Source organism: Leifsonia sp. GW821-FHT13C09 (assembly GCF_058806435.1).
The window spans coordinates 295,971-320,669 of record NZ_JBXAPS010000003.1; the positions used below are offsets into that span (position 1 = coordinate 295,971).

Below are 24,699 nucleotides of genomic sequence, written 5' to 3' on the forward strand. Positions count from 1 at the left end.
TCGGTCGGTGTCCCCGGGCGATCTTCTAGGATTGCGCTATGGAGACCGACACAGCAGCCCATCGCAAGCGCGCACTGCGCGCCGAGCTGCGCGAGCGGCGGCAGAACCTCACGAGCACCGAACGACAGGCCGCGACCGCCGGAATCACCCGGAACTTGGTCGACCTGACGACGGACCTCTCGGCCCGTTCCGTGGCCTGCTACCTGTCGACCACGATCGAGCCGGACACCCGGCCGTTCGTCAACTGGGCCGTCGCCCAGGGGCTGCGGGTGCTGCTCCCGATCTCCCGCGAGGACGGCCTCCTCGACTGGACCACCGGCGACGGCGAGAGCGAAACCGAGGGGCTGTTCGGGATGCCGGAGGCCGTCGGCGAACTGCTCGGGCCGATCGCGATCAACGACGTCGACCTCATCCTCGTGCCGGCCGCCGCCGTCGACGCGACCGGGATGCGGATGGGCTGGGGCCGCGGCTATTTCGACAAGACGCTCGGCAGCATGGAAAAATGTCCCCCGGTGTACGCCGTCGTGTTCGACGGCGAGCTCGTGGACGAGGTCCCGCGCGAGCGGCACGATCAGCCGGTCGACGGCGCGGTCACCCCGACCCGCATCGTCCAGTTCTCCTGACAACACGACACGGAAGCCCATGCCCACCTACTCCTACTCGTGCCGCGACTGCGGCCACGCCTTCGACATCCACCAGGCGTTCACCGATGACGCGCTCACGGTCTGCCCGAACTGCGGCGGCACGCTGCGCAAGGTGTTCGGCACGGTGGGCGTGACGTTCAACGGGTCCGGGTTCTACCGGACGGACTCGCGCGGCGGGGCGAAGACCGGTGGCGGGGCGTCGTCGACGCCCGCCTCGTCCGGCTCGTCCTCCTCCGGCTCCTCGTCGTCGGGCTCGGGTTCTTCCTCGTCGTCGTCGTCCTCCGGGTCCTCGGCCTCGTCCGGATCGTCCGGCTCCGCCGCCTGACCCTCCCCGCGCGGCAGCGCACAGCACCACCAGTTCCATCCACCTGGCGAAAGGACCGGTCTTGCTCAAAGGCTTCAGAGAGTTCATCCTCCGTGGGAACGTGATCGACCTGGCGGTCGCGGTCGTCATCGGCGCCGCGTTCACCGCCGTGGTCACGTCGATCGTGACGAACCTCTTCACCCCGCTGATCAGTGCGTTCTTCAAAGCGAGCTCGCTCGACAAGGCGATGATCGTGCACCTGAACGGGGCCGAGATCAAGTTCGGCGCCGTCCTCGGCTCGATCATCAACTTCCTGATCGTCGCCGTCGTGGTCTACTTCGTCTTCGTCTTCCCGATCAACCGGCTCAAGCAGCGGATGGACCGCCTCCGCAAGAAGGGCGTCGTGGAGCCGGACGCCCCGATCACCGAGCTGGACCTGCTGACGGAGATCCGCGACCTGCTGCAGGCGCAGCAGGCTCCGCCCGCGGCCTCGGCCGGCCGGCACGCCGACCCGCTGCCGTAGGCCGTCCGCTCAGTAGTGCGGCGGGACGTCCCGCCGCAGCTGCTCGTCGTTGGGCGACCACGAAGCCTCCTCGCGGTCCCGCTCCGGCACCCGCGGTGTCGGGTCGGCGCCGGGCGCGCCCGCCCGCTGCACGCGGCGCGGCCTACGTGCAGGCCGTTCCGGTTCAGGCTTCGCGCTCACCCTCCCACCTTAACCCCCCGCCCGTGCGCCCACATTCGTGACGAATGTCGCGTATGCCCACGCCATTGGCGACATTCGTGCCGAATGTCCCGCGCGCACATTCGGCACGAATAGCGGGTATCGCGGCGCCATTCGCGACATTCGGCACGAATGTGCGGCAGGGCGTCAGAGCGGGGGCGTCAGAGCGCCGGGAGCGTGATGGGGGCGGTTTCGGTGCTCGCCTCGTCGTTGACGCCGATGAGGCGGGCGATGCGGGAGGCGACGGCGTCCGGGTCGGCGAACAGCTCGAAGCTGTGCACGCGGAGGTAGTGCCAGCCGAGGCGGCGGAGCACGTCCGGGCGCAGCCGCAGCGACTCGCGGAGGCTGCCGCGGTTCACGTCCTCGTCCGTCTCGACCACCACCGCGCGGCCCGCGTTCGACGCCACCAGCGTGAGCTTGCCGCGGTAGCCGATCTGCACGTCCAGACCGCGGCGGGACAGGCGCTTGGCGAGGTCCACCACCATCGGGTCGGCGTCCGGGCTCAGGTACTCGGGCGTGGCGGCCTGGAGCTGGTCGGCCTCCCCCAGCACCTGGGCGAGCGCCGCGATGCCGTGGCGCATCCGGGACTCGTCGATGTCGTCCGGGCGGAAGCAGGAGACGATGTCCATGCCGCGGCGGGCGCGCGTCATCCCGACCGCGAGCAGGCGGTCGCCGCCCGGCTCGGCGAGCGCGCCGAAGTTCGACAGCAGCCGGCCGTGCGGCGTGCGGCCGTAGCCGATCGAGAAGACGACGCGGTCGCGGCTCTGGCCGACGGACTGCTCCAGCGTGACGACGGTGAACGGCTCCGGCCGGTCGCCGAGGATGAAGTCGGCGAGCTCGGTCCGCTTGGCGAACGCGGACAGCACCGCCTGGTTGACGCGCACCGCGTGACGCTCGCTCGCGGTGATGACCATGAGGGACTCGCGCGGTCGCTCGGTCGCGTGCCGCAACACGAGCTCGACGACCTTCGCCACCTCGGCGTCGGTGCTCTCCACGGCGCCGGTGTCGCTGTCGGGCATGCCCTGGCCGCCGGTGACGTAGTGGAGGGCGAGGCTGCCGTGGCCGAGGTAGGTGCCGGCCCACGGCAGGGAGTCGATGTTGCCGCCGTAGAAGCGGCGGTTGACGAGTTCGGCCAGGTCTTCGCCGCCGGCCCGATAGCTGCGGGCGAGCGTGTAGACCGGCAGCAGCTCGGAGAGCCGGGCGAGGGCGGAGTCGGCGTGCAGGGCGTCCACGTCCGCGGCCTCCACTGTCGTGCCGTACTCGTGCACGCCCACGTCGAAGCGGGACGGGGTCTGGGTGACCGGGTCGCCGAACGCGACCACCTGGCGCGCCCGGCGCAGCACGGGGACGTTCTCGGCCAGGCTGGAGGCGCCGGCGTCGATGAGCACGACCGTGTCGAACGCGACCTCCTTGTCGATGGCGGGCACCTCATAGGGCGACACCAGCCACACGGGCGCGAGCGGGCGCGCCAGGTGCGGGGCCGCCGCGTTGAGCGACGCCGCGGTCGGGGTGGCCGTCGTGAGCAGCTTCTTGAGCGCCTTGGCCTCCTCCGGCCAGTCCACGATGCCGATCTTCCAGGTCTCGGCGAGCATCCACGCGAGCTGCTTGCCGGTGGCGGAGGCGTGCGCCTCGTCCACCAGCCGGAAGTCGGCCTCCAGCCGGTCCAGCACGCTGGTGTTGCCGCTGAGGAGAGCGCGGTCGGAGGCCAGCAACGACTCCAGCACCGACTGCCACCAGGCCAGTTCGAGTTCGGCGCTGACCTGCGACTCCGGCACGTGGCGGACCGACAGGTCGGACAGCAGCGGGTCCAGCCCGCGGTCGCGCAGCTGGCCGAGCAGCGCCGTGCGCTCCTGCAGGTTGGCGAGCACCTCGGACTCGGCGGCGAGACCGGCGATCTGCCGGGTCAGCTCCTCGATCGGCAGCACCGACAGCGACTGGGGGGTGCCGGTGCGGCGCAGCGGGATGTCGAGGCGGGCCAGGTCCTCCGCGACGCGCTGGTACGCGACCTGCACGTCCGCGATGCCGACCGGCACCTCGGGCACGACGCCGGCGACCGCGAACCGGTTCCAGAGGATGCGCTGCTGCTGGATGCGGCGCAGCGCCTCGTTGAGGTCGGTGACGTGCACGCCGGGGCGCACGTACTCCAGGGCCAGCTTGCGCAGCCGGCGGCGGTTCGCGCCCGACATGGCGGGCGACTCGCGGCGCGAGGAGGTCGCGGCGATCAGTTCGGCGATCGAGCGGTCGAACACGGCCGGGGTGAAGCGGTCCAGGGTCTCCCGCACGTCAAGCAGGAGACGCAGATAGACGCCGAGCTCGGCGATCGACTCGAACGGCCGCATCCGGGTCTGCCCGATCAGCGCCTTGGCCCGGTCGAGGAGGCGCGGAAGCTCGGCGCGGCTGAGCTTCTTGGCGAGGTCGTGGGCGGCCTTGCCCTCCTCGGTGGTGGCGAAGGAGGCGCCGTACCACGGCGAGTCGTTGGGGCCGTAGCGGAACTCGCCGAGGCGGGCGGCGCGGATCAGCGCGTCGGCCGCGGCGTCGCGGCCTGACGCGAGCGCCTCGATGGAGGCCGGGCTGAGGCGCGCCGTGGTGGACGGCGGCGTCGGCAGCAGCGCGAGCCGGGACAGCTCGCGGAGCGCGTCGAGCACCGAGACATGCAGCACCGGGTCCCGGCGGGCGAGCGCCGCGCGGTAGTCGAGGAGCACCTTGCGCAGGCGCACGAGCGCGTCGTCCACGTCGGTGACGCGCGGCTGCTCGGCCTTCTCGTTGCGGCCGATCGACTGGATGAGGTCACGGCGGAGGCTCCGCGGCGTCACGGCGAGGCCGGGCAGGCCGACCTTCGCGAACCGCTGGGCGATGTCCTCCAGGCTGGAGCGGCGCGGACCGACCACGAGGACGCGCTTGTGCTGGGCGACCAGCGCGCCGACCGCGTTGACGACGGTCTGGGTGCCGCCGGTGCCGGGGAGCGTCTTCACGACGAGCGAGTTGCCCGCGGCGATCTGGGCGACGACGTTCTCCTGCTCCTCGTCCGCGTCGAGCAGCAGGGAGTCGGTGGCGGGCGCCCGCTCGTCCTGGCGGACGGGCTGCGCGGGGCTGAAGGCGCTCTCGATCGTGGTGCGCGCGGTCGGGTTGCCGGCCAGGGCGTCCAGGAGCGTGGTGTCCAGGTCGTCGGCCTCGGCGCGCAATGCGGGCGCGACGTCCACGAACGACGACACCACCAGTCGGGGCTGGACGTTGAACCAGGGCAGGTGCGAGGTGAGGCCGCGCAGCCGGTCGATCACCGGCTGCGGCTTGAAGGCGCCGTTGTCGAGGGCGAGCGCCACGAACGCGTTCGCGTCGAGCGTGATCTGGAACTGCTCGGCCAGGGCCTTCGAGAGTTCGGGGTTGAGGAACGGCTGGCCTTTGAGCTTCAACTCGAAGTCCCGGCCGTACCGGCGGATCGCCATCGGGCGCAGCAGGATCGGCGCCATGTACTCGTCCGTGCCGTGCCGCCACTGGGCGAGGCCGATCGCAAGATGAATGGACTCGATGCCGCGTACCGAGCGCAGCTCGATCCCCTTGGCCGTGATCGCGTTGGCCGCCGCCCGCGCCGTGCGCAGGGCGAGTTCGTCCCGGATCAGGCTGGAGAGCAGGGTGCTCTGCCCGGTGATGAACTGCGGGAGGCCGCCGGGATGCGTCGTGCTCAGCTCGATGCGCGTCCGCGGGCTGTCCTCGAAGTGCAGCAGCGGCGAGTCGCCGCCGATCGCCGCGATCTCCTCGCGCCAGCGCGCCCAGACGTGGTCCGCGATGTTGCCGGCCACGAGACCGGCCTCGCCGAGGCTGAGCGTGTGCGGCGACGTGGTGTTGGCGGCCGGGCGCAGGGCGTCGCCTTCGCGCACGTCGGACGTCATGTCGTCGTCGTCCTCGCTCTTCCTATCCAGTCGCCACACACCGACACCCTACGTGCCGATCCGCGAAACGTCTGGCAATCGACCGGGTTTCGCGCCAACTCGCCGGTCAGGGCCGCGATCAGGACGACGACGCGCGGGAGGCGGCCGGTTCTGCGACGGTCTCCCGACGCGTGCGGCGGCCGCCGAGGAACACCAGCGCGAGCACGCCGCACAGGAGATACAGCGAGGCCTGCGCGTCGAGCACGTGCACGGCACCGAGGGACGTCGCGACGAGACCGGCGATCAGGAGGCCGATTCCCTGGGCAGCGCCCGAGATCGTCCGCACCGCCGCGATCACCCGCCCGAGCGCGGCCCGCGGCGTGACCGTCTGCACGAGCGTGATCTCGCCCGTCTCGGTCGCGACCGCCGGCAGCCCCATCGCGATGAACAGCCCCGCGTAGACCCAGACCGCCGTCGTGACCTGCGCCAGGTTCCAGGTCAGCAGCGACAGCCCGCCGAACACCAGATAGCCGACGCCGATCAGCCATCGCGGCGCGACCCGGCGCACCAGCACGCCCGCGAGGAGGCCGCCGAGCACACCTCCGATCGCCTGCACGCCGCGCAGGAGGCCGACCTCGGTGTCCCCGGCGTGCAGGTTCTCGGTGACGTAGACGATGAAGAGGACGAGGAAGACGCCCTGGGCGACGCTCCCGATGATGGCGATGACCGCCACCGTGGCGAGCTCCCGGTCGCGGACGATGGTGGCCATGCCCTCCGCCCACTCCCGAAGCAGACGGCGCTCGACGGCCGGCGCGGACTCCTCCCCCGGCTCCGGGACCCGCGGCGCGAGCGGCCGGGTGAGCGCGACCAGGAGCGCGGTCACGGCGAACGACACCGCGTCGACGACCACGACGCCAGGGAGCCCGGACACCGCGAAGGCGAGGCCTCCCAGCGGCGAGCCGACCAGCCGCGCGAGGTTGTCGGCGATGGCGAGGAGCGCGTTGCCGCGCCCGAGCTCGTCCGGGCTCAGCAGTCGGGGGACCATCGATTGCCGCGCCGGGTTCATGACCGCGCCGAGGCAGGACTGCACGGCGGCGACCGCGTAGACGATGCCCATCCGGTCGGGCCCCGCGGCGAGCAGCGGCAGGAGCGCGACGCCCTGGATGAGCGCGGTCACCATCATGGTGCGCCGCGGGTCCCAGCGGTCGACCAGCACACCGAGGAAGGTACCGGCGATCAGCATCGGGATGAGCTCGGCGAGGAAGACGGTCGAGGCGCCGAGCGCCGAGCCGGTCGCCGAGAACGCGAAGAGCGGGAGGGCGATCATCAGCAGCCAGTCGCCGGTGTCGGAGACCAGGCCCGCCGACCAGATCAGGGCGTAGTCGCGGCGCAGGAGCGGTGAGCGGGTCATGATCGGCCCTTCTCGTTCTGGGCGAGCGGTTGGTCCGGGTGCCGGAACGCGTTGAGCCCCAGCACGACCACCGCGCTGTCCTCCGGCGCGTCCGCTCGGGTGAGCGCGATGTACGGGCGGATGAGCGCGTCCAACCGCTCCCCCAGCTCGCGCAGTTCCTCTGGTGCGATGCGCAGTGCGTAGCCGGAGAGGATGCTCGCCTCCCGCCACTCGGGCGGCACGCTGTCGCGCTGCGCGATCGAGCGGTGCAGGCGGGCGGCGTCCTCGTCGATCTGGTGGTCGGCGAAGAAGCGCTCGACTGAGTCGGCGCCGAATTGCATCGCCGGGTCCTCGGTGCGGCCGAGGGTGAGCCCGGTGGCGGTGGACTGCCAGGGGCGCTCGCGGCCGTCCTCCGCCTCGACCCGCTCCACGAGCCCGAACTTGGCCAGGGCGCGCAGGTGGTAGCTGCAGTTGGAGGGCGTGGAGCCGACCGCGTCGGCGCACTCGCTCGCGGTGCTCGCGCCGAACGACATCAGGTGGTCGAGCAGCGCGAGCCGGAGCGGGTGCGCAAGGGCACGGAGCGCCCGAGGGTCGGTGACCGTGCGGCGGTCCTCGCGGCGGCCTCCGGCGGCGCGACCATCCGATGTGAAAGACATGTTTCAGATTGTGCGCGTTCGGTTCTTTCACGTCAAGTCGGCGTGGCGGGGGAATGATCGGGAGGGGTGGCTGTTGTTCACAGGGATGAACGAAATCTCCCGGGCGAGCGTCGGTTTCCGTTCCGAGCGCGGACCGATCCTGATCGCACTCATGCTGACGACCGGACTGGTCGCGATCGACGCGACCATCCTCGCCACCGCCGTCCCCTCGATCGTCCGCGACCTGGGCGGCTTCGCGTCGTTCCCGTGGCTGTTCTCCATCTATCTGCTGGCGCAGGCGGTCTCCGTGCCGGTCTACGCCAAGCTGTCCGACACCGTCGGGCGCAAGCCGATCGTGCTGGCGGGCATCGGGCTGTTCTTCCTCGGCTCTGTGCTGTGCGGGTTCGCCTGGAGCATGCCGGCGCTCATCGCCTTCCGCGCGCTCCAGGGCCTCGGCGCGGGCGCCATTCAGCCGATGTCGATGACCATCGCCGGCGACATCTACACGGTGGCCGAGCGCGCCAAGACCCAGGGCTACCTGGCGAGCGTGTGGGCGATCTCCTCGGTCGTCGGGCCGACCCTCGGCGGCCTGTTCTCGCAGTTCCTGTCCTGGCGGTGGATCTTCTTCGTCAACGTGCCGCTCTGCATCCTGGCCGCGTGGATGCTGATCCGCAGCTTCCACGAGAGCATCGAGCCCAAGAAGCACCGCATCGACTACGCCGGTTCGGCGCTGCTGACCGCCGGGATGTCGCTGCTCATCCTCGCGGTGCTGGAGGGCGGCCAGGCCTGGACCTGGGACTCGGTCTGGAGCATCGGCGCGTTCGCGCTCGGCGCGCTCCTGCTGGTCGCGTTCGCGCTCGTGGAGCGCCGCGCGGCCGAGCCGGTCATGCCGCTCTGGGTGCTCTCCCGGCGGCTGCTGGCGACGACCACGCTCATCTCGCTCGGCATCGGCGCCATCCTGATCGGCCTCACCTCGTACGTGCCGACCTATCTGGAGGCCACGGTCGGCGCTCCCCCGCTGGTCGCCGGCCTCGCAGTCGCGGCGCTGACGCTCGGCTGGCCCATCGCGGCGAGCATCTCGGGACGGTTCTACCTGCGGATCGGCTTCCGCAGCACCGCCCTGCTCGGTACGAGCATCGCGATCGTGGGGACGATCATCCTGGCGGCGACGAGCGTCCACCCGAGCGTGCTCTTCGTGGCGGTGAGCTGTTTCGTCGTCGGCCTCGGGATGGGCCTCGTCGCGACGCCGACGCTGATCGCGGCGCAGTCGAGCGTCGACTGGAGCGAGCGCGGTGTGGTCACCGGGACCAACATGTTCGCGCGGTCGATCGGCAGCGCCGTCGGCGTTGCGGTGTTCGGCGCGATCGCGAACGCGATCATCCTCTCCAGCGCGGGTGGAGCGCACTCGCCCGCGGCCGTGCAGGGCGCGTCGACCGCGGTGTTCACGGCGGTGGCGGTGGTCGCGGCGCTGACCATCGTCGCGGGCATCGCGATGCCGCGCTCGCGCGTGGAGGACGTGGAGTTCGGCCGGGCGCAAGCCGCCGCCGACTGACCACCCCGGCCGTCGCGATGCCGGGCGTGCGTGCTATCGTGTGGTCTGACCATATGGTCCGACCACAGGAGGAGCCCGCGCGATGACGACCGAGCCGAAGGCGTGGGAGAGCGTGCTCGCCCGCATCGAGGAGCGCCTCGTCGACGGCCGGCTCCGGCCCGGCGACCACCTGCCGCCCGAACGCGCGCTGTCCGCCGAGTTCGGTGTCGCCCGCTCCAGCGTGCGCGAGGCCGTCCGGGTCCTGGAGGCCATGGGGCTGATCCGCACGCAGACCGGTTCCGGTCCGAGCTCCGGCGCGATCATCGTCGCGCGGCCGCTCGGCGGGATGCAGGCGCTCATGCGGCTCCAGGTCGCTGCGAGCGGATTCCCCGTCGCCGACGTCGTCAGCACGCGACTGCTCCTGGAGTCAGCGGTCGCGAGCGAGCTCGCCGAGCGCTCCCCCGCCGACCTGACCGACGCCCGCCAGCTCCTCGACGCGATGGATGAGCCCGCCCTCACCGCGCCGGAGTTCCTGGCGCTCGACGCCCAGTTCCACCTCGCGCTCGCTGAGGCGGCCGGCAACACCGTCGTCGCCACGACCATGGCCGGCCTCCGCAGCTCGATCGAGGGCTACGTGCTCGCCGGCGCCGCGCGCATCCCCGACTGGCAGGCCATGGCCGCCCGGCTCCGCGCCGAGCACCGTGGCGTCGTCGCCGCGATCGACGCCGGCGACCCGGCGACGGCACGCACGCTCATCCACGACCACATCAGCGGCTACTACCGCGACGCGACCCCCGCCCGCGACTCGACCCCCGCCCGCGATTCGACCCCCGCTCGCGACTCGACCCCCGCCCGCGAGTCGTCCCCGTTCACCACCGACGCACGTTAGGCACACGAAATGGTCACCCGCCAACTCCCCAAGCCCGCCGAGCTGTTCGAGCTCCTGTCGTTCAAGAAGCCGGAGCTCGACGCGAAGAAGCGCCGGCTGAGCGCTGCCCTGACGATCGAGGACCTGCGCGCGATCGCGAAGCGCCGGACGCCGAAGGCCGCCTTCGACTATACGGAGGGCGCCGCCGAGGGCGAGCTCTCCCTGGCCCGCGCGCGCCAGGCGTTCCAGGACATCGAGTTCCACCCGTCGATCCTGCGCGACGTGTCCACCGTCGACACCTCGTGCGAGATCTGGGGCGGCCCGTCGGCGATGCCGTTCGGGATCGCGCCGACCGGGTTCACCCGGCTCATGCAGACCGAGGGCGAGGTCGCCGGCGCGGGAGCGGCGGGCGCCGCGGGCATCCCGTTCACCCTCTCGACGCTCGGCACGACCTCCATCGAGGGCGTGAAAGCCGCCAACCCGGCCGGCCGCAACTGGTTCCAGCTCTACGTGATGCGCGACAGGGAGATCTCCTACGAGCTCGTCCGCCGTGCCGCCGCGAACGGATTCGACACCCTGTTCTTCACCGTCGACACCCCGGTCGCCGGCGCACGCCTGCGCGACAAGCGCAACGGCTTCTCCATCCCGCCGCAGCTCACCCTCGGCACCATCGTCAACGCCATCCCGCGGCCGTGGTGGTGGTACGACTTCCTCACCACGCCCAAGCTGGAGTTCGCGTCGCTGTCCTCCACCGGCGGCACCGTCGGCGAGCTGCTCGACTCGGCGATGGACCCCTCCATCAGCTTCGCCGACCTCGACATCATCCGGAGCATGTGGCCGGGGAAGATCGTGGTGAAGGGCGTGCAGAACGTCGAGGACTCGGTGAAGCTGGTCGACCTCGGCGTCGACGGCATCGTGCTCTCCAACCACGGCGGCCGCCAGCTCGACCGGGCGCCGATCCCGTTCCACCTGCTGCCGAAGGTCGTGGCGGCCGTCGGCGACCGCACCGAGGTGGCCATCGACACCGGCATCATGAACGGCGCGGACATCGTCGCCGCCTACGCGCTCGGCGCGAAGTTCACGCTGATCGGCCGCGCCTACCTCTACGGGCTGATGGCGGGAGGCCGCGCGGGCGTCGACCGCACCATCCAGATCCTGAGCGACCAGGTCGTCCGCACCATGAAGCTGCTGGAAGTGCCGACCCTGGCCGACCTCACGCCGGCGCATGTCACGCAGCTGCAGCGGCTGCTGCCGATCGCGTCGGCGAGCACGGGCGCGCGGGTGTGACGCGCGGGGCTCAGCCGGGCGCGCGGGTCAGGAAGACGAACTCGTTGTAGGCGAAGACCTTCCCGGCCACGCGCGGCAGGGGAAAGCTGAAGTGCCGCACCGGCGAGAGGCCGGTCGCGCGGGCGAGGCGGTCGAGGTCGGCGAAGTCGGTGAACGTCACGTGCGTGGCGTCGCTGGCGAAGCCGCGCTCCTGCGGGGTGATGAACAGCACGGCGCCGCCCGGCTTGAGGTACGGGAGGTATCCCCGCACGAGCTCCGTCGCGTATTCGCGCGAGACGTGCTCGACGACGTGGGCGAACAGCAGCGAGTCGAACGCGCCCGGGACCGCGTATCCGCTCGCCGGGAATTCCTCGCTCGTGAACGCGGTCAGGCCTCTCGCCCGCGCGACCGCGATGGAGTCCGCGTTGTGATCCACCCCGACGCTGTCGTTGGCGAGATGGGCGAGGTTCCGCCCGAGCCCACAACCGATGTCGAGCACCCGGCCGAGCTTCAGCCTGCGGATGTTCCAGCGGTACGGCGCCTGCACGTTGAGCGCCCGCCGCCAACGGGACTGGTCGAGCCGGGCCAGCCTCGCGGCATACTCAGCCCCCGCGGTATCGGCTCCGGAGCTCCGCGCTGCGTCATCGGTCATCATCGTCAGCCCTCGCATGTCGTCACCCGACCACGCTATCCCGGGCCTTCGGCACATCCAAAGCTTTTGCCCATACGCTTGCTTCTCGGATACCGTCCCCCTTTCGCGAATGGAATGACCTGAATGGCTGCTACGGGCAGAGGCGCCACGACCCCGACGAAGAACGATCGCCGAGCCGAGGCACGGGAGACCGCTCGCCGGATGCGGGAGGAGGCCGCCAAGAAGGCCAAGCGGCGCAAGGTCATCGTTCAGAGCTCGGTGATCGTCGGCATCATCGCGGTGCTGACGGTCATCGGCGTCATCATCTTCACCAGCGTCAATGCCTCCAGCAGCGTCGCCAACCCGAAGAACATGCTCAGCGGCGGGATCCTGCTCACCAAGGCCGACAAGGCCGTCACCACCCCGCCGATCGCGCAGGGCGCCAAGCCCACGCCGACGACGCAGACGCTCGACGGCAAGACCGCGCACATCCAGATCTGGCTCGACTACCAGTGCCCGTACTGCGACCAGTTCGAGACCACGAACTCCCCGCAGATGAAGCAGATGATGGCGGACGGCACGGCGACGCTCGAGATCCACCCGATCGCGATCCTCGACTCCAGCACGAACAACAAGTACTCGACCCGGGCGGCGGCGGCGATGTCGTGCGTGGCGAACTACGAGCCCGACAAGTACTTCGACCTCAACAGCGTGCTGTTCGCCAACCAGCCGGACGAGCAGACCGGCTCCGGCTTGACCAACGCCAAGATGCTGTCACTGTTCAAGAGCGCCGGAGTCAGCTCTTCGGCGATCACGTCGTGCGTGAACCAGCAGACCTTCTCGAAGTTCGTGACCGACCGCACGAATGAGGCGGTGGCCAACTCGCAGCTCAAGAACCCGTCGACCGGCAGTTTCGGCACGCCGACGGTGTTCGTGAACGGCGAGCGCTACCAGGGCGGCTTCACCGACGCCTCCCAGTTCGCGTCGTTCGTCACGGCCGCGGTCAAGAGCGCCGGATCGAGCGGCAGCTACACCTTCCCGAAGCCGTAGTCGTCGCTCCCCTCTCCTGCTGCCCCCGCACGCGGGTGTACGTTCGGCCCGAACAGCCGACGGCAGGAGAGGGGAAGACGATGGACGACCGCATTCCGGTGGACGGCGCGGACGAGCCCGAGATCGGCGACCCCGACGCCGGGGACACGGCCGGCTGGGTGGACCCCGCTGACGGCGAAGTCGACTACGCACTGAACGACCCGATCGCGGAGGCGGACTTCGCCGACGAGCTGGTGACGACCGACGGGGTCGCGGGCGAGACGGTCTGGCCGGGGCCGGGCGACGGCAACAACGGCCCGACCGGCGGCCAGCCGCGCGAGGCCGAGCCGGACTACGACGAGCACGACCCGGAAAGAAACCCGGACGACGGGATCCTGACCCAGGACGACCTGGACGAGGAAGGCATCTAGGCCGGAAGGCCTCGAGCGCGGCGCGTCTAGGCGGGGACCGCCTCCACGACCCCGTTCGCGCTGCGCTCCAGGAACGCGACGATGCTCTCGGACGGCAGGTCGGTGCCGATCGCGCTCGCGACCAGCACGTCCTCCGCGAACGCGATCCACGAGCGCAGGCCGATCCGGAGCAGCGGGGTGTCGGCCGCACCGAGCTCGAGGAACACGGCGAGGACGCGCTCCGCCTGCTCGGCCCTGGCCTCCTCGATCACGACGCGCACCTCGTCGTCGCCGCTCGCGACGCCGCGTACCAGCGAGTAGAACGTCCCGCTGTGCTCGCGCACGAACGCGACGATGCGGGTCAGGGTGTCGTGCAGCCGCTCGCGCGGCGGCAGGTCGGGGATGGGCTCGGTGGCGTGCAGCATGCTGTCGCGCGCTGTGCGGACCACCTCCCGGTGCAGCCCCTGTTTCGAGCCGAAGTAGTGGAAAAGCAGCGCTCGTGACACGCCGGCTCGCGCCGACAGCTCCTCGATCGTGAGGGTCTCGAGCGGCTGGTCGGCGAGGTGCGCGACGCCGAGCGCGACGAGCTGGGCCCGGCGCTCGTCCGGGGTGAGCCGGGTGCGCCGATCGGTGTCCATGTGTCGAGCCTAGGCGCTCTCCGCTGGCTCGGCAGTTGCGCCACGGGGACCGGAACGACCCTTCCGTCGTCCATTCGGCGGTCCTCCATTCGGCCGACTATTGACAATCGGTCAATAGCGTCTAGTCTCGTCGTGGGAACGACCGCACAGTCGCTGTCAAGCCCCCGAACAGGAGGATCGATGAAGTTCCGCAAGCTCGCCGGCTCCCACGCCGGACGTATCGTGCTCGCCGCCGTGCCCGTCGCGCTGGTCTCCACCATGCTGATGGCCGGTGTCGCACAGGGGGCCGTCCCGGTCTCGTTCGCCGTCTCCGGCAGCCAGTTCCAGATCAGCGCCTCGAAGCTCGATGGCACCGGCTTCTCGCAGTACGCCGGTGTCGCGCCCGACACCACGGGGAAGCAGCACCAGGTCGCGATCGCCAACATCAAGTCGGCCACCCTCGCCGACCTGTGCCAGTCGGTGGTCTCCGACACCCCGCTGGGCAAGGTGGGCGTGCTGATCACCGCCGGCGGCGGCGGCAACCCGGCCAGCGCCAGCGACCTCCAGATCGGGATGACCGACCTCGCCGGCGACGCGGAGTTCCACAACATCCGCATCGGCGTCGACGCCTCGACGGTGAACACGACCGCCAAGGGCTCCGCGGGCGACTTCGCGCAGGACTCCGACACGGTGACCATCTCGCACCTGAAGCAGACCGCGTGGAGCACGCAGGCCTCGGTCTTCACGCTCACCGGCATGCACGTGCAGCTCACGGACGGATCGAAGGGATGCTTCTGAGCCGCGCGGGGACGAGGCACACGATGGCCGAGCCGGAGACGGGAATGCCCGAGGAGGAGTCGGCGCCGGAACTGTCGGCGCTGCTGACGCCGTCCGATGACGCCGCGGAGTCCCTCGAGCTCGCAGAGGCCGCCGAGCACGCAGAGCCCGCAGCGCCCGACGACCGGACGACCTGGCAGCGGTTCCGCGCCTGGCGCCGCTCCCGCCCGTTCGTCGGCGGGCTCCTGACGGCGCTCGGCGGGATCGAGATGTTCTTCTCCGGACAGCTCGACATCGGCCGCATCCACGTGCAGCTCGGCATCGAAGGGCTCCAGGCGACGATCATCCCGATCCTGCTCCTGCTGCTCGGCGTCCTCGCCGTCGCGATGCCCGCGCACCGGATCTTCTACGGCGTGATCGCCCTCGCCATCGCCGTCTACTCGCTCGTCGGCGTCAATCTCGGCGGCTTCTTCATCGGGATGCTGCTGAGCACCGTCGGCGGCGTGCTGACGGTGGCGTGGATGCCGCCGGAGCAGCGCGGCGAGCGCCGACCGCGCGGCCGCCGCCGCCGGGACGCCGAGGTCGCCGGAGACGGCGCCGGCCCGAACGGCGAGAGCACGGCGGAGGAGCCCGCGTGAGGGCCCGCAGCGGTCCCGCCGGCGTCGCGCTGGCAGCCGGGCTCGCGCTTGCCGGCGCCCTGACCGGCCTCGGCGCCGCCCCGGTGCCCGCCCAGGCGACGCACACAGCGACGCGCACAGCGGCGCCCGCCTCGCTCTGCATCCCGATCTTCACCTCGTGCGACTCGTCGTCCTCGACGCCGTCGCCGTCCCCCTCGTCCGGAGCTCCCTCCCCCGCGGTGCCGCTGCCGGGCCTTCCCGGCGCGCCGGGCACGCCGGGCACCCCGGTGACCGGCACCGCGACACCCACGCCCACGCCCGCGCCGACGCCGGCCTCGCCGGACGGGGGCGCCCCGGTCTTCACCCAGCCCCCCGCGCAGCTCGGAAGCAACTCGCTGTCGTTCACGGGGTTCAAGGGCGCCGCACTTGTGACGGTCCCGCTGGCCGACGGCAGCCGGGTCCCGGTGATCAAGATCTCGGCGGACTCCATCACGATCCAGGGCTTCAGCCTGAACGTCCGCAAGCAGACCGGACCCGTGCTGCTCACGACGGCGGACACGATGACCCTGAGCGGGAACGTGCAGGTCTACCTCGACTCGGCAACGGCCACCCTCCCGGACGGCACGCCGCTCACCTTCGGCGCCTCGACGCCGCCGCCGAACAGCGGCCTCCCTCCCCAGCTGCTGCGGGCGACCCTCGGCCTGGTGGGCGCGACCGCCGACTCGATCGTCTACACGAACACCAAGCAGCACCTCTCGGAGTGACCGCGCCCTCGGGCGAGCGGGCGTGGTCAGCGGGACTTGCGCAGGCGGCGGCGTTCGCGGCGCGTGAGGGCGGCGAACGCCTCCGCCTCCGCGCGCCGGGTCGCCTCGGCCTCGCGGAGGCGGGCGTCGCGGCGCTCGGTCCAGCGGGCGACCTCCTCGTCGGCGTCGCGAGTCGGCGTGACCACGGGAGGGCCGCCCTGGAGCTGGCGCCGGGCGTCCACCACCCGGCGGTTGAAGTCGGCCACGTGGTCGCGCACCGCCCGCTCCGACCCGAGCCGGTCGAGCGCCGCATCGAACTCGGCGTGCTCGGTCCGCAGCGTGAGCGCGGGCGGGCCGAGCCCGGTGAGCTGCTCGCGCTCGATCTTGCGGCGGATCCACCAGTCCGGGTCGTGGGTGCCGGTGAGCCCGGGAAGCGGCTTGCCCGCTCCGGGCAGGTCGTCGAAGTCGCCGCGCCGGATCGCCTGCTGGATCGCGTTCTCGATCACGTGCGCGCGCTGGTCCATCGTCGGCTGGCCGGCGTTGGCCTCCTCGACCTCCTCGCCGCGGGCCTCGGCCTCACGACGCAGGCGGTAGCGCGCGGCCTCCACCCGGGCGTCTGGCACCCGGGCGTCGGGCACCCGGGCGTCGGGCTCGGAGCGCGGGCTGTCGTCGGCCATGCCGTCAGCCTACGCCGCGGCCCGCGCGGCGGCTGGGCCGGCTGAAACCGGCGCCGTACCCCGGTTGACATCCGGGAGGGCACGCATAATGTGTGCACTAAGCAACCGGATGGCAGGCCGGACCGTTATGGGGACGGGCGGCTGTACTGCATTCCCGGTGGGCGATGGCCCGGCCCGTGGCAGGCCGGGCCATCGCCTGGCTTCCCACCCCGCGTTACCGTCGTGGGCGCGAAACCGGATACCTCGTGTCCGACGGATGTCAGAGCGGGCGGATGTTGGAGGCCTGCATCCCCTTCGGCCCCTGAGTCAGGTCGTACTCGACCTTCTGGTTCTCCTCCAGCGTGCGGTAGCCCTGCGAGGAGATCTCGCTGAAGTGGGCGAAGACGTCGGCACTGCCGTCATCCGGGGCGATGAACCCGTACCCCTTCTCCGCGTTGAACCATTTGACGGTGCCTGTAGCCATCGTTTCTTCCTTCGTCGTCTTCTCCGCGCGCTCGATCGAGCGCCCGGCATTGACAGGCTACTCTCCGCCGGGTTGTTAGCATTCATCGCGTGCAATCGGAAAGCAACGCGATCGCGGAACGGATCGGCGAGAACATCCGCGGACGGCGGGAGAGCCTGCTCTATTCGCTGGAAGAGCTGGCCCGCCGCGCCGACCTCCAGGAGCACACGCTCTGGCGGATCGAACGGGGCACGATCATGCCCTCCGTGCTGAACCTCGTCCACGTGGCCGACGTGCTCGAGTGCCGGCCGGGCGACCTGCTGCAGGGCGTGTCGGCGGCGATGGGCGACGAGGCGCGCTGAGCCGGTCCGCTCAGTCGTAGCCGAGGATGACCACTTCGGCGTCGCTGAGGAAGGCGCCGCCGAGTCCACCGACGCCGAGGGCGCCGCCGAGCCCGAGAGGTGCGCCGACGCGCGCTCCCTCAGCGGGGTGAACCCGGGTCCGGTCTTCCTCGACGATGGCGGTCATGTCAAGGATGGTAGGCGGTGCCGTCGCGGCACCAGAATCGACAGTGCGTCCAACCTGAGGGCGCGGATCGACACCGCGTCCATCCCGCTGGGGGCTCCCCGCCCGCCAGCCTGGAGACCTCGGGCACCCAGGCTGTCAGGAACTGTTTCCGCAGATTTTCCCTGCGTGCCCATTTGCCCCCTTCCTGGGGGTGGTCCACTCGTGCCAGAATCACGGAACCCGCTGCCGGTCGGCGGTGCACCAAGGCCCGAACCTGCTGACAACGACGCCACGAAGGAGAGCCTTATGACGGACATCATCGCCCCTGCCGCTGTGCGGGCCGCCCTCGACCACGCGGTCGCCGCGGCTGGGGAACGACACCGCTACGCGTTCCCGGCGGACGGGCTCGTTCGGTTCACCTGGGACGCCGAGGGCACCGAGCGCGGCGACCTGATCGGCGAGGCGCTGCGCGAACTGGCTCCCGACGTGTACGAGCACCTTGCCACGGTCGAGACGGACGATCCCGGCCAGCCGGTCGAATCGGTGCTCGATCTGGCCGCGCACGGGCTCGTCGTCCCGCTCGCGACCGTTGCGGCGCTCGACGAGGCGCGGGCCATCGAGGATGCCGGGGGCACGTGGGGCGAGGCGCTCGCGTGCTTCGACGAGAGCTACTTCGACACGGCGGCACTGCCGGGCTGAGGCGCGCGCGTCAGGCGAGCGGGTCGTCCTGGAACTCGCGGACCTCCTGCGGGCACCGGCAGGCGGTCGCGATCCTGGCGGCCCACTCCAGCGCCGCGTCCCGCGTGGGAAGGTCGAGGATCGTGAACCCGCCGTCCATCAGCCGCGTCTCGGGGTAGGTGCCCGTCGAGACCGTGCCGTCGCCGGAGACCATCACCGTGCCGACACCCTCGTCGATGCCGCCGCCGAAGACGTACACGCCGGCCTCCTGCGCATCGCGGATCACCGAGTGCGCGGCGTCGGCCACCGCCGGCAGCTCCTCCTCGGTGACGTGCATGGCGCCACTGGGGAACGAGATCATGAACTTCGTCATCGCGCGACTCCCTCGCGGTCGGGACTACGGTCGCGACTCTACTCGGGGCCTCGTCAGGCGCGCGACTCCCGCGACGCGCGGCGGAGTGTGGTGAAGCAGCCGAGCACGGCGAACAGCAGCGCGAGCAGCACGGACGGCAGGTAGGACTGCCACATGTCCCCGTTGCCGAACACGTTGGCGGCGAACAGACGCCACACCCGGTGGTCGGTGAGGGCGTCGCCGAGCGGGATCTTCATCGCGGCAACGAGATCGGTGAAGATTCCGGCGAGCAGCGACAGCACGACGGTCACCGCGACGATCGAGATGATCCCCCAGAAGGCCCCGCGGGTGACGCGGGCCTTCGAGCCGACCCGGTAGAGCCAGACCGCGCCGATCGCCACACCCCACGTGACGATCGAGGCGATGAAGCCGACGTTCCAGAGGACGGTCCAGACAATGACAGCGGCCGGGATGATGAGCAGCGCGAGCGCGAGCCCCCGGCCGACGCGCTCGGACTGGGTGTACGGCTGCTGCTCCGCGAAGGATCCTGGCGCCGCGAAGAAGTCGGGCGCCGCGAACGGGTCGGAGGACGGCGGGACGGCGGGGGCGGGCACGGTGGGTTCCGCACCCTCCGGCGCAGGCTGGATTCGGTCGTCGGTCGCGTCGGTCACGCTGATGTCCCCCTTTGCGCGCCACCGTGGCGCGCGCTGCACAGCCTGACACGGCGGACGCACAGACATCGGTCGCGCGCCGTCCCCAGTTCGGGGCGGGGCGCCCGTCACATCGTCGGCCGCATCCCGCCGTCGATCACCACGTCCGCACCGGTCAGGTTGCCGAGGACCGGGCTGGCCAGCATCGCCACCAGCACGCCGACCTCCTCCGGCGTGGTGAACCGCCCGGTGACCATCGCCTGCTCGGCGCCGTGCCGCACCTCCTCGGGGGTTCCTCCGCCGGCCGCCGACACCGTCTCGGCCACGCCGCCGGCGCCCAGCCAGAGCGCCGTCGCGACCGGACCCGGGCTGACCGAGTTCACGCGGATCCCGCGCGGGCCGAGCTCCTTGGAGAGCGACTTGGTGAAGCTCAGCAGCGCCGCCTTCGCCGCGCTGTAGTCCATCACCAGCGGGTCGGCGAGGATCGCGTTCTCGCTCACCACGTTCACGACCGCCCCGCCGTCCGGGATCAGGTCGAGCAGCGCCCGGGTGACGCGCACCGCGGCGAGCGCGTTGAGTTCGTAGCTGCGCAGCCAGTCGTCGTCTGTGATTGACGCGAAACCGCCGGGCCGCGGCGGTGCGGAGCCCACGTTGTTGACCAGGACGTCGACCCGGCCTCCTTGGCCGCCGGCGAGCTCCTCGCGGAGCACGGCGATCGCGTCCGGGTCGGAGAGGTCGGCGGGATGGAAGCGGAAGCCCTCGGCCGCTTCCAGCTCCCGCGACTCGTCGGTCGGGGTGCGCGCCACGCCGATCACCGTGGCGCCCTCGTCGAGGAGGGCGCGGGCGGCCGCCAGCCCGATGCCGCGGCTGGCGCCGGTGACGAGGGCGCGGGTGTCGTTCAGTCGGAGGTCCACGGGGGCAACCTAGTGCCTCACCGGCGATCTCGGCCAGGCCCGGCCTGGCCGCTCACTCGGCCCCGAACCACCTCCGCAGCGCCGCGTCCAGGTCCGGACTCCGCTCCTGCTCCCGCTCGAGGACGACGACGTCGACCCCGCGCAGGCGCAACTCGGCGGCGAGCATCATCCCGGTCGGGCCGCCGCCGGCGATGGCGATGTCGTGGCCGGCCGTCTCGCTCTGCGAACTCACGGCCCGACTCTACCGACGCGACGTCCGCCGGGCACGGGCCGTCGCTCAGCTCGGCGGCGTCTCCAGCGTCACCGACGTGGTCTTGGTCTCGCCGCCGCGCACGTAGGTGACGTCGACCTTCTGCCCGGCCTTGGTGGTCATCACGGTCTGGATGAGGGTGTCGGCGTTGGTCGCCGGCTTGCCGTCGATCTGGGTGATGACGTCGCCCTGCTGGAGTCCCGCGGCGGCGGACGGACCGCCCGCGACGACGGAGACCACGTAGAGTCCATCGCTGACCTTCAGCTTCTCGGCGGCGGCCGGTGGAATCGGCGCGACCGAGATGCCGAAGTACGGGTAGGTGACGTGCCCCTGTCGAGATGATCTGGTCGACGATGCTGTGCGCGAAGTCGGACGGGATGGCGAAGCCGATGCCGACGCTGCCGCCTCCGGACTGGCCCGCCGAGTTCGGCACCGTCGCGATGGCCGAGTTGATGCCGATCAGGTCGCCGGCGCAGTCCACCAGGGCGCCTCCCGAGTTGCCGGGGTTGATCGACGCGTCGGTCTGGATGGAGTTCGCCAGGATCGCGGTCTGGCCGTCGTCGCCCGGCACCGGCACGGTGCGGCCGAGCGCGCTCACGATGCCGGAGGTCACCGTCCCGGACAGCCCGAGCGGGGCGCCGAGGGCGACAACCGGCTGGCCGACGACCACCTTCGCCGAGTCGCCCCACGGGACGGTCGGCAGCGACGACGAGGCGCTGACCTTGAGCACGGCGAGGTCCGATCGCGGATCTCTGCCGATGAGCTGGGCCGGCGAGTCCACCCCGCCGGAGGTGAGCACGGAGATCTTCCCGCCGTTCACCGCGGCCGCGATGACGTGGTTGTTGGTGACGATGTAGCCGTCGGAGCTGATGATCTCGCCTGTGCCGGTGCCTCCACCCGTGGAGCCGACCGCGGAGACGGTGACGACGGCCGGCAGCACCTGGTTCGAGACGGTGATGGCGTCGCACGCGCTGACCTCCTGGGCGGCGGTCGCGCTGTTCGACGTGGACGCGGTCGTCGCGGCGGACGAGCGCCCGATCCCCCAGCCCAGCAGGACGCCGGCCGCGAGGGCGACCACGACGGCGACGACCGCCCACACCCAGCCGAGCCGGCGACGCGGTCGCGGCGCCCCCGGCGCCGGAGCGGGTGACGGCGCCGACGGCGCCGGAACGTTCTCTGTCATGTCCTACCCCCAGGTGACGAGGAGCGACGCTCCGGGCGCGCTCACGGTCGGTCTACCACCGGCCCCGACGCGGCGGCAACAGGGTCCGGGCGCCGTCGGAGCGCCCTCCCTGAGAAGCCCGTCAGGACCCCTTCACCTCCCGACTGCACGGTGGAACGCTGGCAATGAACTACCGGACGGAGACGATGTGAGTCGAATCAGGCGCAGGGCGGCGGCACTGCGGAGGCGTGAGCCGGTCCGTGGGATCGACCGCCTCGTGAGGAACGTGGAGACCGGGCGCTTCGAGCGCTCGCTCTCGGGACTGACGGCTGCCGGCGCCATGGTGACAGCGGCCGAGATCTACTTCGAGCACGACAAGGCCAGCTTCGGCAACCGCTGGATGTGGGCGCCGGTGATCCTCGGGCCGATCGGCGCCGTCGCCGGCGTGGCCGGGGTCTTCAGCAAGACCGCCGCAAAGACAGCGCTGCCGATCGCCGCGGCGACGATCGTCGCCAACGGGCTGCAAGGCGTCTACCTGCACGCCCGCGGCGTCGGACAGAAGCCGGGCGGCTGGCACAACCTGCGGTACAACCTGGAGATGGGGCCGCCCTTGCTCGCTCCCCTGCTGGTGACCGTGGTCGGTGGGATGGGACTCCTGGCCGCGATCCTGAGGCGCGAGAAGTGACAGCCGCCGGCCAGGGCGGCGCCGCCGATCGGGTCCCCGAGCGCTTCCCCGGCTTCCACGTGCTCGACCAGGCCCCGGCCTGGGACGAGACGACGCGTGCCACCGTGCTCGACCGCGTCGGCCGGCCGCCGGACATCCGCTTCTTCGACGCGGCCGAGGAGGGCGCGGCCACCGCGCTGTTCGACCGCCTGCTCGACCAGCATCCCGACGACCGCCGCGTGCCGGTGACAGCGATGGTGGACGCCCGGCTGGCCGAGAAGGAGACCGACGGCTGGCACTACGACTCGATGCCGGACGACTGGGTCGCCTGGCGGACGAGCCTCGCCGCGCTCGACGAGGACGCGCACGCGAAGCACGGCCGCGTCTTCGCCGCGTGCGAGGAGGACGACCAGGTCACCCTGCTGGCCGGGGTGAAGGACGGGGACGGCGACTGGCACGGCTTCCACCGAGCGCGCATCTGGAGCCTGTGGACCCGCTACGCGTGCACAGCCTTCTACAGCCACCCCGCGGCGTGGGACGAGATCGGCTTCGCCGGGCCGGCCTACCCGCGCGGCTACAAGAACCTAGGCCTCGACAGCCGCGAGCCGTTCGAGGTCGCCGACGCCCGGCCCGGCGACCTCCCCCAGTCCGGTTCGGGAACGAAGGCGGAGCCGGGGCCGCACGCGGAGCCGGGGACGAAGCTGCGGACGGGAGGCTCATGAGCACCGTCCGCGAGCGCAACGACTCCGCCTGGCTGCTGACGCCCGACGGCTCGCGCGCCGAGCCGCGGCTCACCGAGCAGATGCGGCGCTTCGCCGACAGCGACGAGGTCGATATCGCGATCGTCGGCTGCGGCGCGGGCGGGTCGGTCATGCTGCAGCGCCTGGCACGGGCCGGCTGGGACGCCGTCGCGTTCGACGCCGGCCCGTTCTGGGACCCGGCGCGCGACTGGGTGAGCGACGAGGCCGGCTCCCACCACCTCTACTGGACCGAGCCGCGGCAGATCGGCGGCGACGACCCGGTGCCGCTCGGCTCGAACAACTCCGGCCGCGGCGTCGGCGGTTCGATGGTGCACTATGCCGGCTACGTGCCCCGCTTCCACCCGAGCGACTTCCACACCTTCAGCGCCGACGGCGTCGGGGCGGACTGGCCCGTGGAGTACGCCGACCTCGCGCCGTTCTACGACGACATCGAGAACGAGCTCCCGGTCGCAGGCGACGACTGGCCGTGGGGCGACCCGCACCGGTACCCGCACCGGCCGCATCCGGTGTCGGGCAACGGCGAGACCTTCCTGCGCGGCGCGTACGCGGCGGGCGTCGAGGCCAAGGTCGGCCCCGTCGCCATCACGAACGGCCGGTTCGGCCACCGACCGCACTGCATCTACCGCGGGTTCTGCCTGCAGGGCTGCAAGGTGAACGCCAAGGCGTCGCCGCTCATCACGCACATCCCGGACGCGCTCGCCCACGGCGCCGAGGTGCGCGCCGACAGCATGGTGACCTCCATCGAGGTGGACCAGTTCAGCGGCCGGGCGACCGGGGTGCACTACGTGAAGGACGGCGTCCCGCGCTTCCAGAAGGCCCGGATGGTCGCGATCGCCGGCTACTCGATCGAGACGCCGCGCCTGCTGCTCAACTCGGCGTCCGCGCGCTTCCCGGACGGCCTCTGCAACGACTTCGACCTCGTCGGCCGCTACCTCATGGTGCAGGGCGCGCCGCAGACCGCCGGCCGGTTCGAGCAGGAGATCCGGATGTGGAAGGCGCCGCCGCCCGAGGTGAGCACCGAGGAGTTCTACGAGACCGACCCCGGCAAGCCCTACAAGCGCGGCTACTCCATCCAGACCGTCTCGCCGCTGCCGATCACCTGGGCGGAGCACGTCATGGCGCAGGGGCACTGGGGCGCCGACCTGCGCCGCTACATGTCCGACTACGTGCACTGGGCCTGCCTCGGCGCGCTGTGCGAGTTCCTGCCGCGGGCGGAGAACCGGGTCACGCTGGCCGACGAGAAGGACCGCTACGGCCTCCCGATCGCGCACTTCGCCTACTCGCAGTGCGACAACGACCGGGCGCTGGCGAAGGCCGCGCAGGCGACGATGGAGCGCATCCTGGAGGCCGCGGGAGCCCAGGAGACCATGACCGTGCAGCGCTACGCCCACCTGGTCGGCGGCGCACGCATGGGGGCCGACGAGACGCAAGGGGTTGTCGACGCGGACTGCCGGACGTTCGCTGTCCCCAACCTGCTCATCACGGACGGGAGCGTGCTGCCCACGCAGGGCAGCGCCAACCCCGCCCTCACCATCATGGCGGTCGCCGCGCGGGCGGCGGACCGCCTGATCCAGCGCAACGACTGAAGGAGAA

At 71.5% G+C, this 24,699-nt stretch carries 30 protein-coding genes and 1 pseudogene; 16 read left to right on the forward strand and 15 right to left on the reverse strand.

The window, feature by feature from the left end; all coding sequences use genetic code 11:
- The first annotated feature begins 38 nt into the window (after positions 1-38).
- From AC1ROW_RS12825 to mscL, 3 genes are all read left to right on the forward strand, one after another.
- Positions 39-623 (forward strand): 5-formyltetrahydrofolate cyclo-ligase, encoded by a 585-nt coding sequence (locus AC1ROW_RS12825; protein WP_493019290.1) that lies wholly within the window; start codon positions 39-41, stop codon positions 621-623.
- A gap of 19 nt (positions 624-642) precedes the next feature.
- Complete coding sequence (locus AC1ROW_RS12830) at positions 643-969, forward strand: FmdB family zinc ribbon protein (protein WP_493019291.1); 327 nt, start codon at positions 643-645, stop codon at positions 967-969.
- 61 nt (positions 970-1,030) lie between these two features.
- Positions 1,031-1,471 (forward strand): large conductance mechanosensitive channel protein MscL, encoded by a 441-nt coding sequence (mscL, locus tag AC1ROW_RS12835; RefSeq protein WP_493019292.1) that lies wholly within the window; start codon positions 1,031-1,033, stop codon positions 1,469-1,471.
- Positions 1,472-1,480: 9 nt separating this feature from the next.
- Here the strand turns inward: mscL and AC1ROW_RS12840 are convergent, their stop codons facing one another.
- The 4 genes from AC1ROW_RS12840 to AC1ROW_RS12855 all read right to left on the reverse strand — a co-directional run bounded on the left by AC1ROW_RS12840 (position 1,481) and on the right by AC1ROW_RS12855 (position 7,581).
- Positions 1,481-1,651, reverse strand: coding sequence for a hypothetical protein (locus tag AC1ROW_RS12840; protein ID WP_493019293.1), 171 nt, complete (start codon positions 1,649-1,651; stop codon positions 1,481-1,483).
- A 179-nt stretch (positions 1,652-1,830) separates the two neighbouring features.
- On the reverse strand, positions 1,831-5,595 hold the full coding sequence (locus AC1ROW_RS12845) for an AAA family ATPase (protein ID WP_493019294.1): 3,765 nt from the start codon (positions 5,593-5,595) through the stop codon (positions 1,831-1,833).
- A 79-nt stretch (positions 5,596-5,674) separates the two neighbouring features.
- Complete coding sequence (locus AC1ROW_RS12850) at positions 5,675-6,946, reverse strand: MFS transporter (RefSeq protein WP_493019295.1); 1,272 nt, start codon at positions 6,944-6,946, stop codon at positions 5,675-5,677.
- Positions 6,943-7,581, reverse strand: a complete 639-nt coding sequence (locus AC1ROW_RS12855) for an ArsR/SmtB family transcription factor (RefSeq protein ID WP_493019296.1) — start codon at positions 7,579-7,581, stop codon at positions 6,943-6,945. The genes AC1ROW_RS12850 and AC1ROW_RS12855 overlap by 4 nt, the downstream gene beginning before the upstream one ends.
- 85 nt (positions 7,582-7,666) lie before the next feature.
- Here AC1ROW_RS12855 and AC1ROW_RS12860 point away from each other — a divergent pair, with 85 nt between their 5' ends.
- From AC1ROW_RS12860 to AC1ROW_RS12870, 3 genes are all read left to right on the forward strand, one after another.
- Positions 7,667-9,112: an MDR family MFS transporter gene (locus tag AC1ROW_RS12860; protein ID WP_493019297.1), complete on the forward strand. Its 1,446-nt coding sequence runs from the start codon at positions 7,667-7,669 to the stop codon at positions 9,110-9,112.
- Between the two features lie 82 nt (positions 9,113-9,194).
- On the forward strand, positions 9,195-9,980 hold the full coding sequence (locus AC1ROW_RS12865) for an FCD domain-containing protein (RefSeq protein WP_493019298.1): 786 nt from the start codon (positions 9,195-9,197) through the stop codon (positions 9,978-9,980).
- A 9-nt stretch (positions 9,981-9,989) separates the two neighbouring features.
- A complete protein-coding gene (locus tag AC1ROW_RS12870; protein WP_493019299.1) occupies positions 9,990-11,246 on the forward strand; it encodes an alpha-hydroxy acid oxidase in 1,257 nt (418 codons plus the stop codon).
- A gap of 10 nt (positions 11,247-11,256) precedes the next feature.
- Here the strand turns inward: AC1ROW_RS12870 and AC1ROW_RS12875 are convergent, their stop codons facing one another.
- On the reverse strand, positions 11,257-11,877 hold the full coding sequence (locus tag AC1ROW_RS12875) for a class I SAM-dependent methyltransferase (protein ID WP_493019300.1): 621 nt from the start codon (positions 11,875-11,877) through the stop codon (positions 11,257-11,259).
- A 123-nt stretch (positions 11,878-12,000) separates the two neighbouring features.
- Here AC1ROW_RS12875 and AC1ROW_RS12880 point away from each other — a divergent pair, with 123 nt between their 5' ends.
- Together AC1ROW_RS12880 and AC1ROW_RS12885 are read left to right on the forward strand one after the other, a co-directional pair.
- Entirely contained in the window at positions 12,001-12,906 is a 906-nt protein-coding gene (locus tag AC1ROW_RS12880) for a DsbA family protein (protein ID WP_493019301.1), read from the forward strand.
- An 80-nt stretch (positions 12,907-12,986) separates the two neighbouring features.
- Positions 12,987-13,316 (forward strand): hypothetical protein, encoded by a 330-nt coding sequence (locus tag AC1ROW_RS12885; protein ID WP_493019302.1) that lies wholly within the window; start codon positions 12,987-12,989, stop codon positions 13,314-13,316.
- 26 nt (positions 13,317-13,342) lie between these two features.
- On the opposite strand, the gene AC1ROW_RS12890 is transcribed toward AC1ROW_RS12885, so the two are convergent.
- Positions 13,343-13,933, reverse strand: coding sequence for a TetR/AcrR family transcriptional regulator (locus tag AC1ROW_RS12890; RefSeq protein ID WP_493019303.1), 591 nt, complete (start codon positions 13,931-13,933; stop codon positions 13,343-13,345).
- A gap of 180 nt (positions 13,934-14,113) precedes the next feature.
- Here AC1ROW_RS12890 and AC1ROW_RS12895 point away from each other — a divergent pair, with 180 nt between their 5' ends.
- From AC1ROW_RS12895 to AC1ROW_RS12905, 3 genes are read left to right on the forward strand one after another with little or no spacing between them, the layout of a single operon-like run.
- The gene (locus tag AC1ROW_RS12895; protein WP_493019304.1) at positions 14,114-14,710 is read left to right on the forward strand and encodes a DUF6230 family protein; all 597 of its coding nucleotides are present in this window, start codon (positions 14,114-14,116) and stop codon (positions 14,708-14,710) included.
- Positions 14,711-14,733: 23 nt separating this feature from the next.
- Positions 14,734-15,327, forward strand: coding sequence for a DUF6114 domain-containing protein (locus AC1ROW_RS12900; protein ID WP_493019305.1), 594 nt, complete (start codon positions 14,734-14,736; stop codon positions 15,325-15,327).
- Positions 15,324-16,070 carry a hypothetical protein gene (locus AC1ROW_RS12905; protein ID WP_493019306.1) on the forward strand — a complete coding sequence of 249 codons (747 nt, stop codon included), beginning with the start codon at positions 15,324-15,326 and terminating at the stop codon, positions 16,068-16,070. The genes AC1ROW_RS12900 and AC1ROW_RS12905 overlap by 4 nt, the downstream gene beginning before the upstream one ends.
- 26 nt (positions 16,071-16,096) lie before the next feature.
- Here AC1ROW_RS12905 and AC1ROW_RS12910 read toward each other — a convergent pair whose 3' ends face one another.
- A complete protein-coding gene (locus AC1ROW_RS12910; protein ID WP_493019307.1) occupies positions 16,097-16,726 on the reverse strand; it encodes a DnaJ family domain-containing protein in 630 nt (209 codons plus the stop codon).
- Positions 16,727-16,985: 259 nt separating this feature from the next.
- On the reverse strand, positions 16,986-17,189 hold the full coding sequence (locus tag AC1ROW_RS12915; protein WP_179605267.1) for a cold-shock protein: 204 nt from the start codon (positions 17,187-17,189) through the stop codon (positions 16,986-16,988).
- A gap of 89 nt (positions 17,190-17,278) precedes the next feature.
- Between AC1ROW_RS12915 and AC1ROW_RS12920 the strand changes: the two genes are divergently transcribed.
- Complete coding sequence (locus AC1ROW_RS12920) at positions 17,279-17,530, forward strand: helix-turn-helix domain-containing protein (RefSeq protein WP_493019308.1); 252 nt, start codon at positions 17,279-17,281, stop codon at positions 17,528-17,530.
- Positions 17,531-17,540: 10 nt separating this feature from the next.
- Here the strand turns inward: AC1ROW_RS12920 and AC1ROW_RS12925 are convergent, their stop codons facing one another.
- On the reverse strand, positions 17,541-17,696 hold the full coding sequence (locus tag AC1ROW_RS12925; RefSeq protein ID WP_493019309.1) for a hypothetical protein: 156 nt from the start codon (positions 17,694-17,696) through the stop codon (positions 17,541-17,543).
- Between the two features lie 285 nt (positions 17,697-17,981).
- On the opposite strand from AC1ROW_RS12925, the gene AC1ROW_RS12930 reads away from it, so the two are divergent.
- On the forward strand, positions 17,982-18,374 hold the full coding sequence (locus AC1ROW_RS12930) for a hypothetical protein (RefSeq protein ID WP_493019310.1): 393 nt from the start codon (positions 17,982-17,984) through the stop codon (positions 18,372-18,374).
- A 10-nt stretch (positions 18,375-18,384) separates the two neighbouring features.
- On the opposite strand, the gene AC1ROW_RS12935 is transcribed toward AC1ROW_RS12930, so the two are convergent.
- The 6 genes and pseudogenes from AC1ROW_RS12935 to AC1ROW_RS12960 all read right to left on the reverse strand — a co-directional run.
- Entirely contained in the window at positions 18,385-18,726 is a 342-nt protein-coding gene (locus AC1ROW_RS12935; RefSeq protein ID WP_493019311.1) for a YciI family protein, read from the reverse strand.
- A 53-nt stretch (positions 18,727-18,779) separates the two neighbouring features.
- Positions 18,780-19,376, reverse strand: a complete 597-nt coding sequence (locus AC1ROW_RS12940; RefSeq protein ID WP_493019312.1) for a hypothetical protein — start codon at positions 19,374-19,376, stop codon at positions 18,780-18,782.
- A 107-nt stretch (positions 19,377-19,483) separates the two neighbouring features.
- Positions 19,484-20,269 (reverse strand): SDR family NAD(P)-dependent oxidoreductase, encoded by a 786-nt coding sequence (locus tag AC1ROW_RS12945; RefSeq protein ID WP_493019313.1) that lies wholly within the window; start codon positions 20,267-20,269, stop codon positions 19,484-19,486.
- 52 nt (positions 20,270-20,321) lie between these two features.
- Entirely contained in the window at positions 20,322-20,501 is a 180-nt protein-coding gene (locus AC1ROW_RS12950) for an FAD-dependent monooxygenase (protein ID WP_493019314.1), read from the reverse strand.
- 45 nt (positions 20,502-20,546) lie between these two features.
- Positions 20,547-20,822 carry a S1C family serine protease gene (locus tag AC1ROW_RS12955; protein WP_493019459.1) on the reverse strand — a complete coding sequence of 92 codons (276 nt, stop codon included), beginning with the start codon at positions 20,820-20,822 and terminating at the stop codon, positions 20,547-20,549.
- Positions 20,823-21,006: 184 nt separating this feature from the next.
- A pseudogene (locus AC1ROW_RS12960) lies at positions 21,007-21,459 on the reverse strand (S1C family serine protease); the annotation flags it as partial.
- Between AC1ROW_RS12960 and AC1ROW_RS12965 the strand changes: the two are divergent.
- From AC1ROW_RS12965 to AC1ROW_RS12975, 3 genes are read left to right on the forward strand one after another with little or no spacing between them, the layout of a single operon-like run.
- A complete protein-coding gene (locus AC1ROW_RS12965; RefSeq protein WP_493019315.1) occupies positions 21,407-22,366 on the forward strand; it encodes a hypothetical protein in 960 nt (319 codons plus the stop codon). The pseudogene AC1ROW_RS12960 and the gene AC1ROW_RS12965 overlap by 53 nt on opposite strands.
- Positions 22,363-23,067 carry a gluconate 2-dehydrogenase subunit 3 family protein gene (locus AC1ROW_RS12970; RefSeq protein WP_493019316.1) on the forward strand — a complete coding sequence of 235 codons (705 nt, stop codon included), beginning with the start codon at positions 22,363-22,365 and terminating at the stop codon, positions 23,065-23,067. Before AC1ROW_RS12965 ends, AC1ROW_RS12970 begins: the two co-directional genes overlap by 4 nt.
- Positions 23,064-24,692, forward strand: coding sequence for a GMC family oxidoreductase (locus AC1ROW_RS12975; protein ID WP_493019317.1), 1,629 nt, complete (start codon positions 23,064-23,066; stop codon positions 24,690-24,692). Before AC1ROW_RS12970 ends, AC1ROW_RS12975 begins: the two co-directional genes overlap by 4 nt.
- The last annotated feature ends 7 nt before the right edge of the window (positions 24,693-24,699 follow it).

Excerpts from the sequence above, each read along its gene's own strand:
- AC1ROW_RS12885 (WP_493019302.1), top strand. The coding sequence starts at position 12,987 with ATGGACGACCGCATTCCGGTGGACGGCGCGGACGAGCCCGAGATCGGC.
- AC1ROW_RS12825 (WP_493019290.1), top strand. The coding sequence starts at position 39 with ATGGAGACCGACACAGCAGCCCATCGCAAGCGCGCACTGCGCGCCGAG.
- AC1ROW_RS12865 (WP_493019298.1), top strand. The coding sequence starts at position 9,195 with ATGACGACCGAGCCGAAGGCGTGGGAGAGCGTGCTCGCCCGCATCGAG.
- AC1ROW_RS12915 (WP_179605267.1), bottom strand. The coding sequence starts at position 17,189 with ATGGCTACAGGCACCGTCAAATGGTTCAACGCGGAGAAGGGGTACGGG.
- AC1ROW_RS12890 (WP_493019303.1), bottom strand. The coding sequence starts at position 13,933 with ATGGACACCGATCGGCGCACCCGGCTCACCCCGGACGAGCGCCGGGCC.
- AC1ROW_RS12870 (WP_493019299.1), top strand. The coding sequence starts at position 9,990 with ATGGTCACCCGCCAACTCCCCAAGCCCGCCGAGCTGTTCGAGCTCCTG.
- AC1ROW_RS12850 (WP_493019295.1), bottom strand. The coding sequence starts at position 6,946 with ATGACCCGCTCACCGCTCCTGCGCCGCGACTACGCCCTGATCTGGTCG.
- AC1ROW_RS12975 (WP_493019317.1), top strand. The coding sequence starts at position 23,064 with ATGAGCACCGTCCGCGAGCGCAACGACTCCGCCTGGCTGCTGACGCCC.
- AC1ROW_RS12875 (WP_493019300.1), bottom strand. The coding sequence starts at position 11,877 with ATGACCGATGACGCAGCGCGGAGCTCCGGAGCCGATACCGCGGGGGCT.
- AC1ROW_RS12925 (WP_493019309.1), bottom strand. The coding sequence starts at position 17,696 with ATGACCGCCATCGTCGAGGAAGACCGGACCCGGGTTCACCCCGCTGAG.
- AC1ROW_RS12880 (WP_493019301.1), top strand. The coding sequence starts at position 12,001 with ATGGCTGCTACGGGCAGAGGCGCCACGACCCCGACGAAGAACGATCGC.
- AC1ROW_RS12935 (WP_493019311.1), bottom strand. The coding sequence starts at position 18,726 with ATGACGAAGTTCATGATCTCGTTCCCCAGTGGCGCCATGCACGTCACC.
- AC1ROW_RS12910 (WP_493019307.1), bottom strand. The coding sequence starts at position 16,726 with ATGGCCGACGACAGCCCGCGCTCCGAGCCCGACGCCCGGGTGCCCGAC.
- AC1ROW_RS12855 (WP_493019296.1), bottom strand. The coding sequence starts at position 7,581 with ATGTCTTTCACATCGGATGGTCGCGCCGCCGGAGGCCGCCGCGAGGAC.
- AC1ROW_RS12900 (WP_493019305.1), top strand. The coding sequence starts at position 14,734 with ATGGCCGAGCCGGAGACGGGAATGCCCGAGGAGGAGTCGGCGCCGGAA.
- AC1ROW_RS12860 (WP_493019297.1), top strand. The coding sequence starts at position 7,667 with ATGAACGAAATCTCCCGGGCGAGCGTCGGTTTCCGTTCCGAGCGCGGA.
- AC1ROW_RS12830 (WP_493019291.1), top strand. The coding sequence starts at position 643 with ATGCCCACCTACTCCTACTCGTGCCGCGACTGCGGCCACGCCTTCGAC.
- AC1ROW_RS12930 (WP_493019310.1), top strand. The coding sequence starts at position 17,982 with ATGACGGACATCATCGCCCCTGCCGCTGTGCGGGCCGCCCTCGACCAC.
- AC1ROW_RS12895 (WP_493019304.1), top strand. The coding sequence starts at position 14,114 with ATGAAGTTCCGCAAGCTCGCCGGCTCCCACGCCGGACGTATCGTGCTC.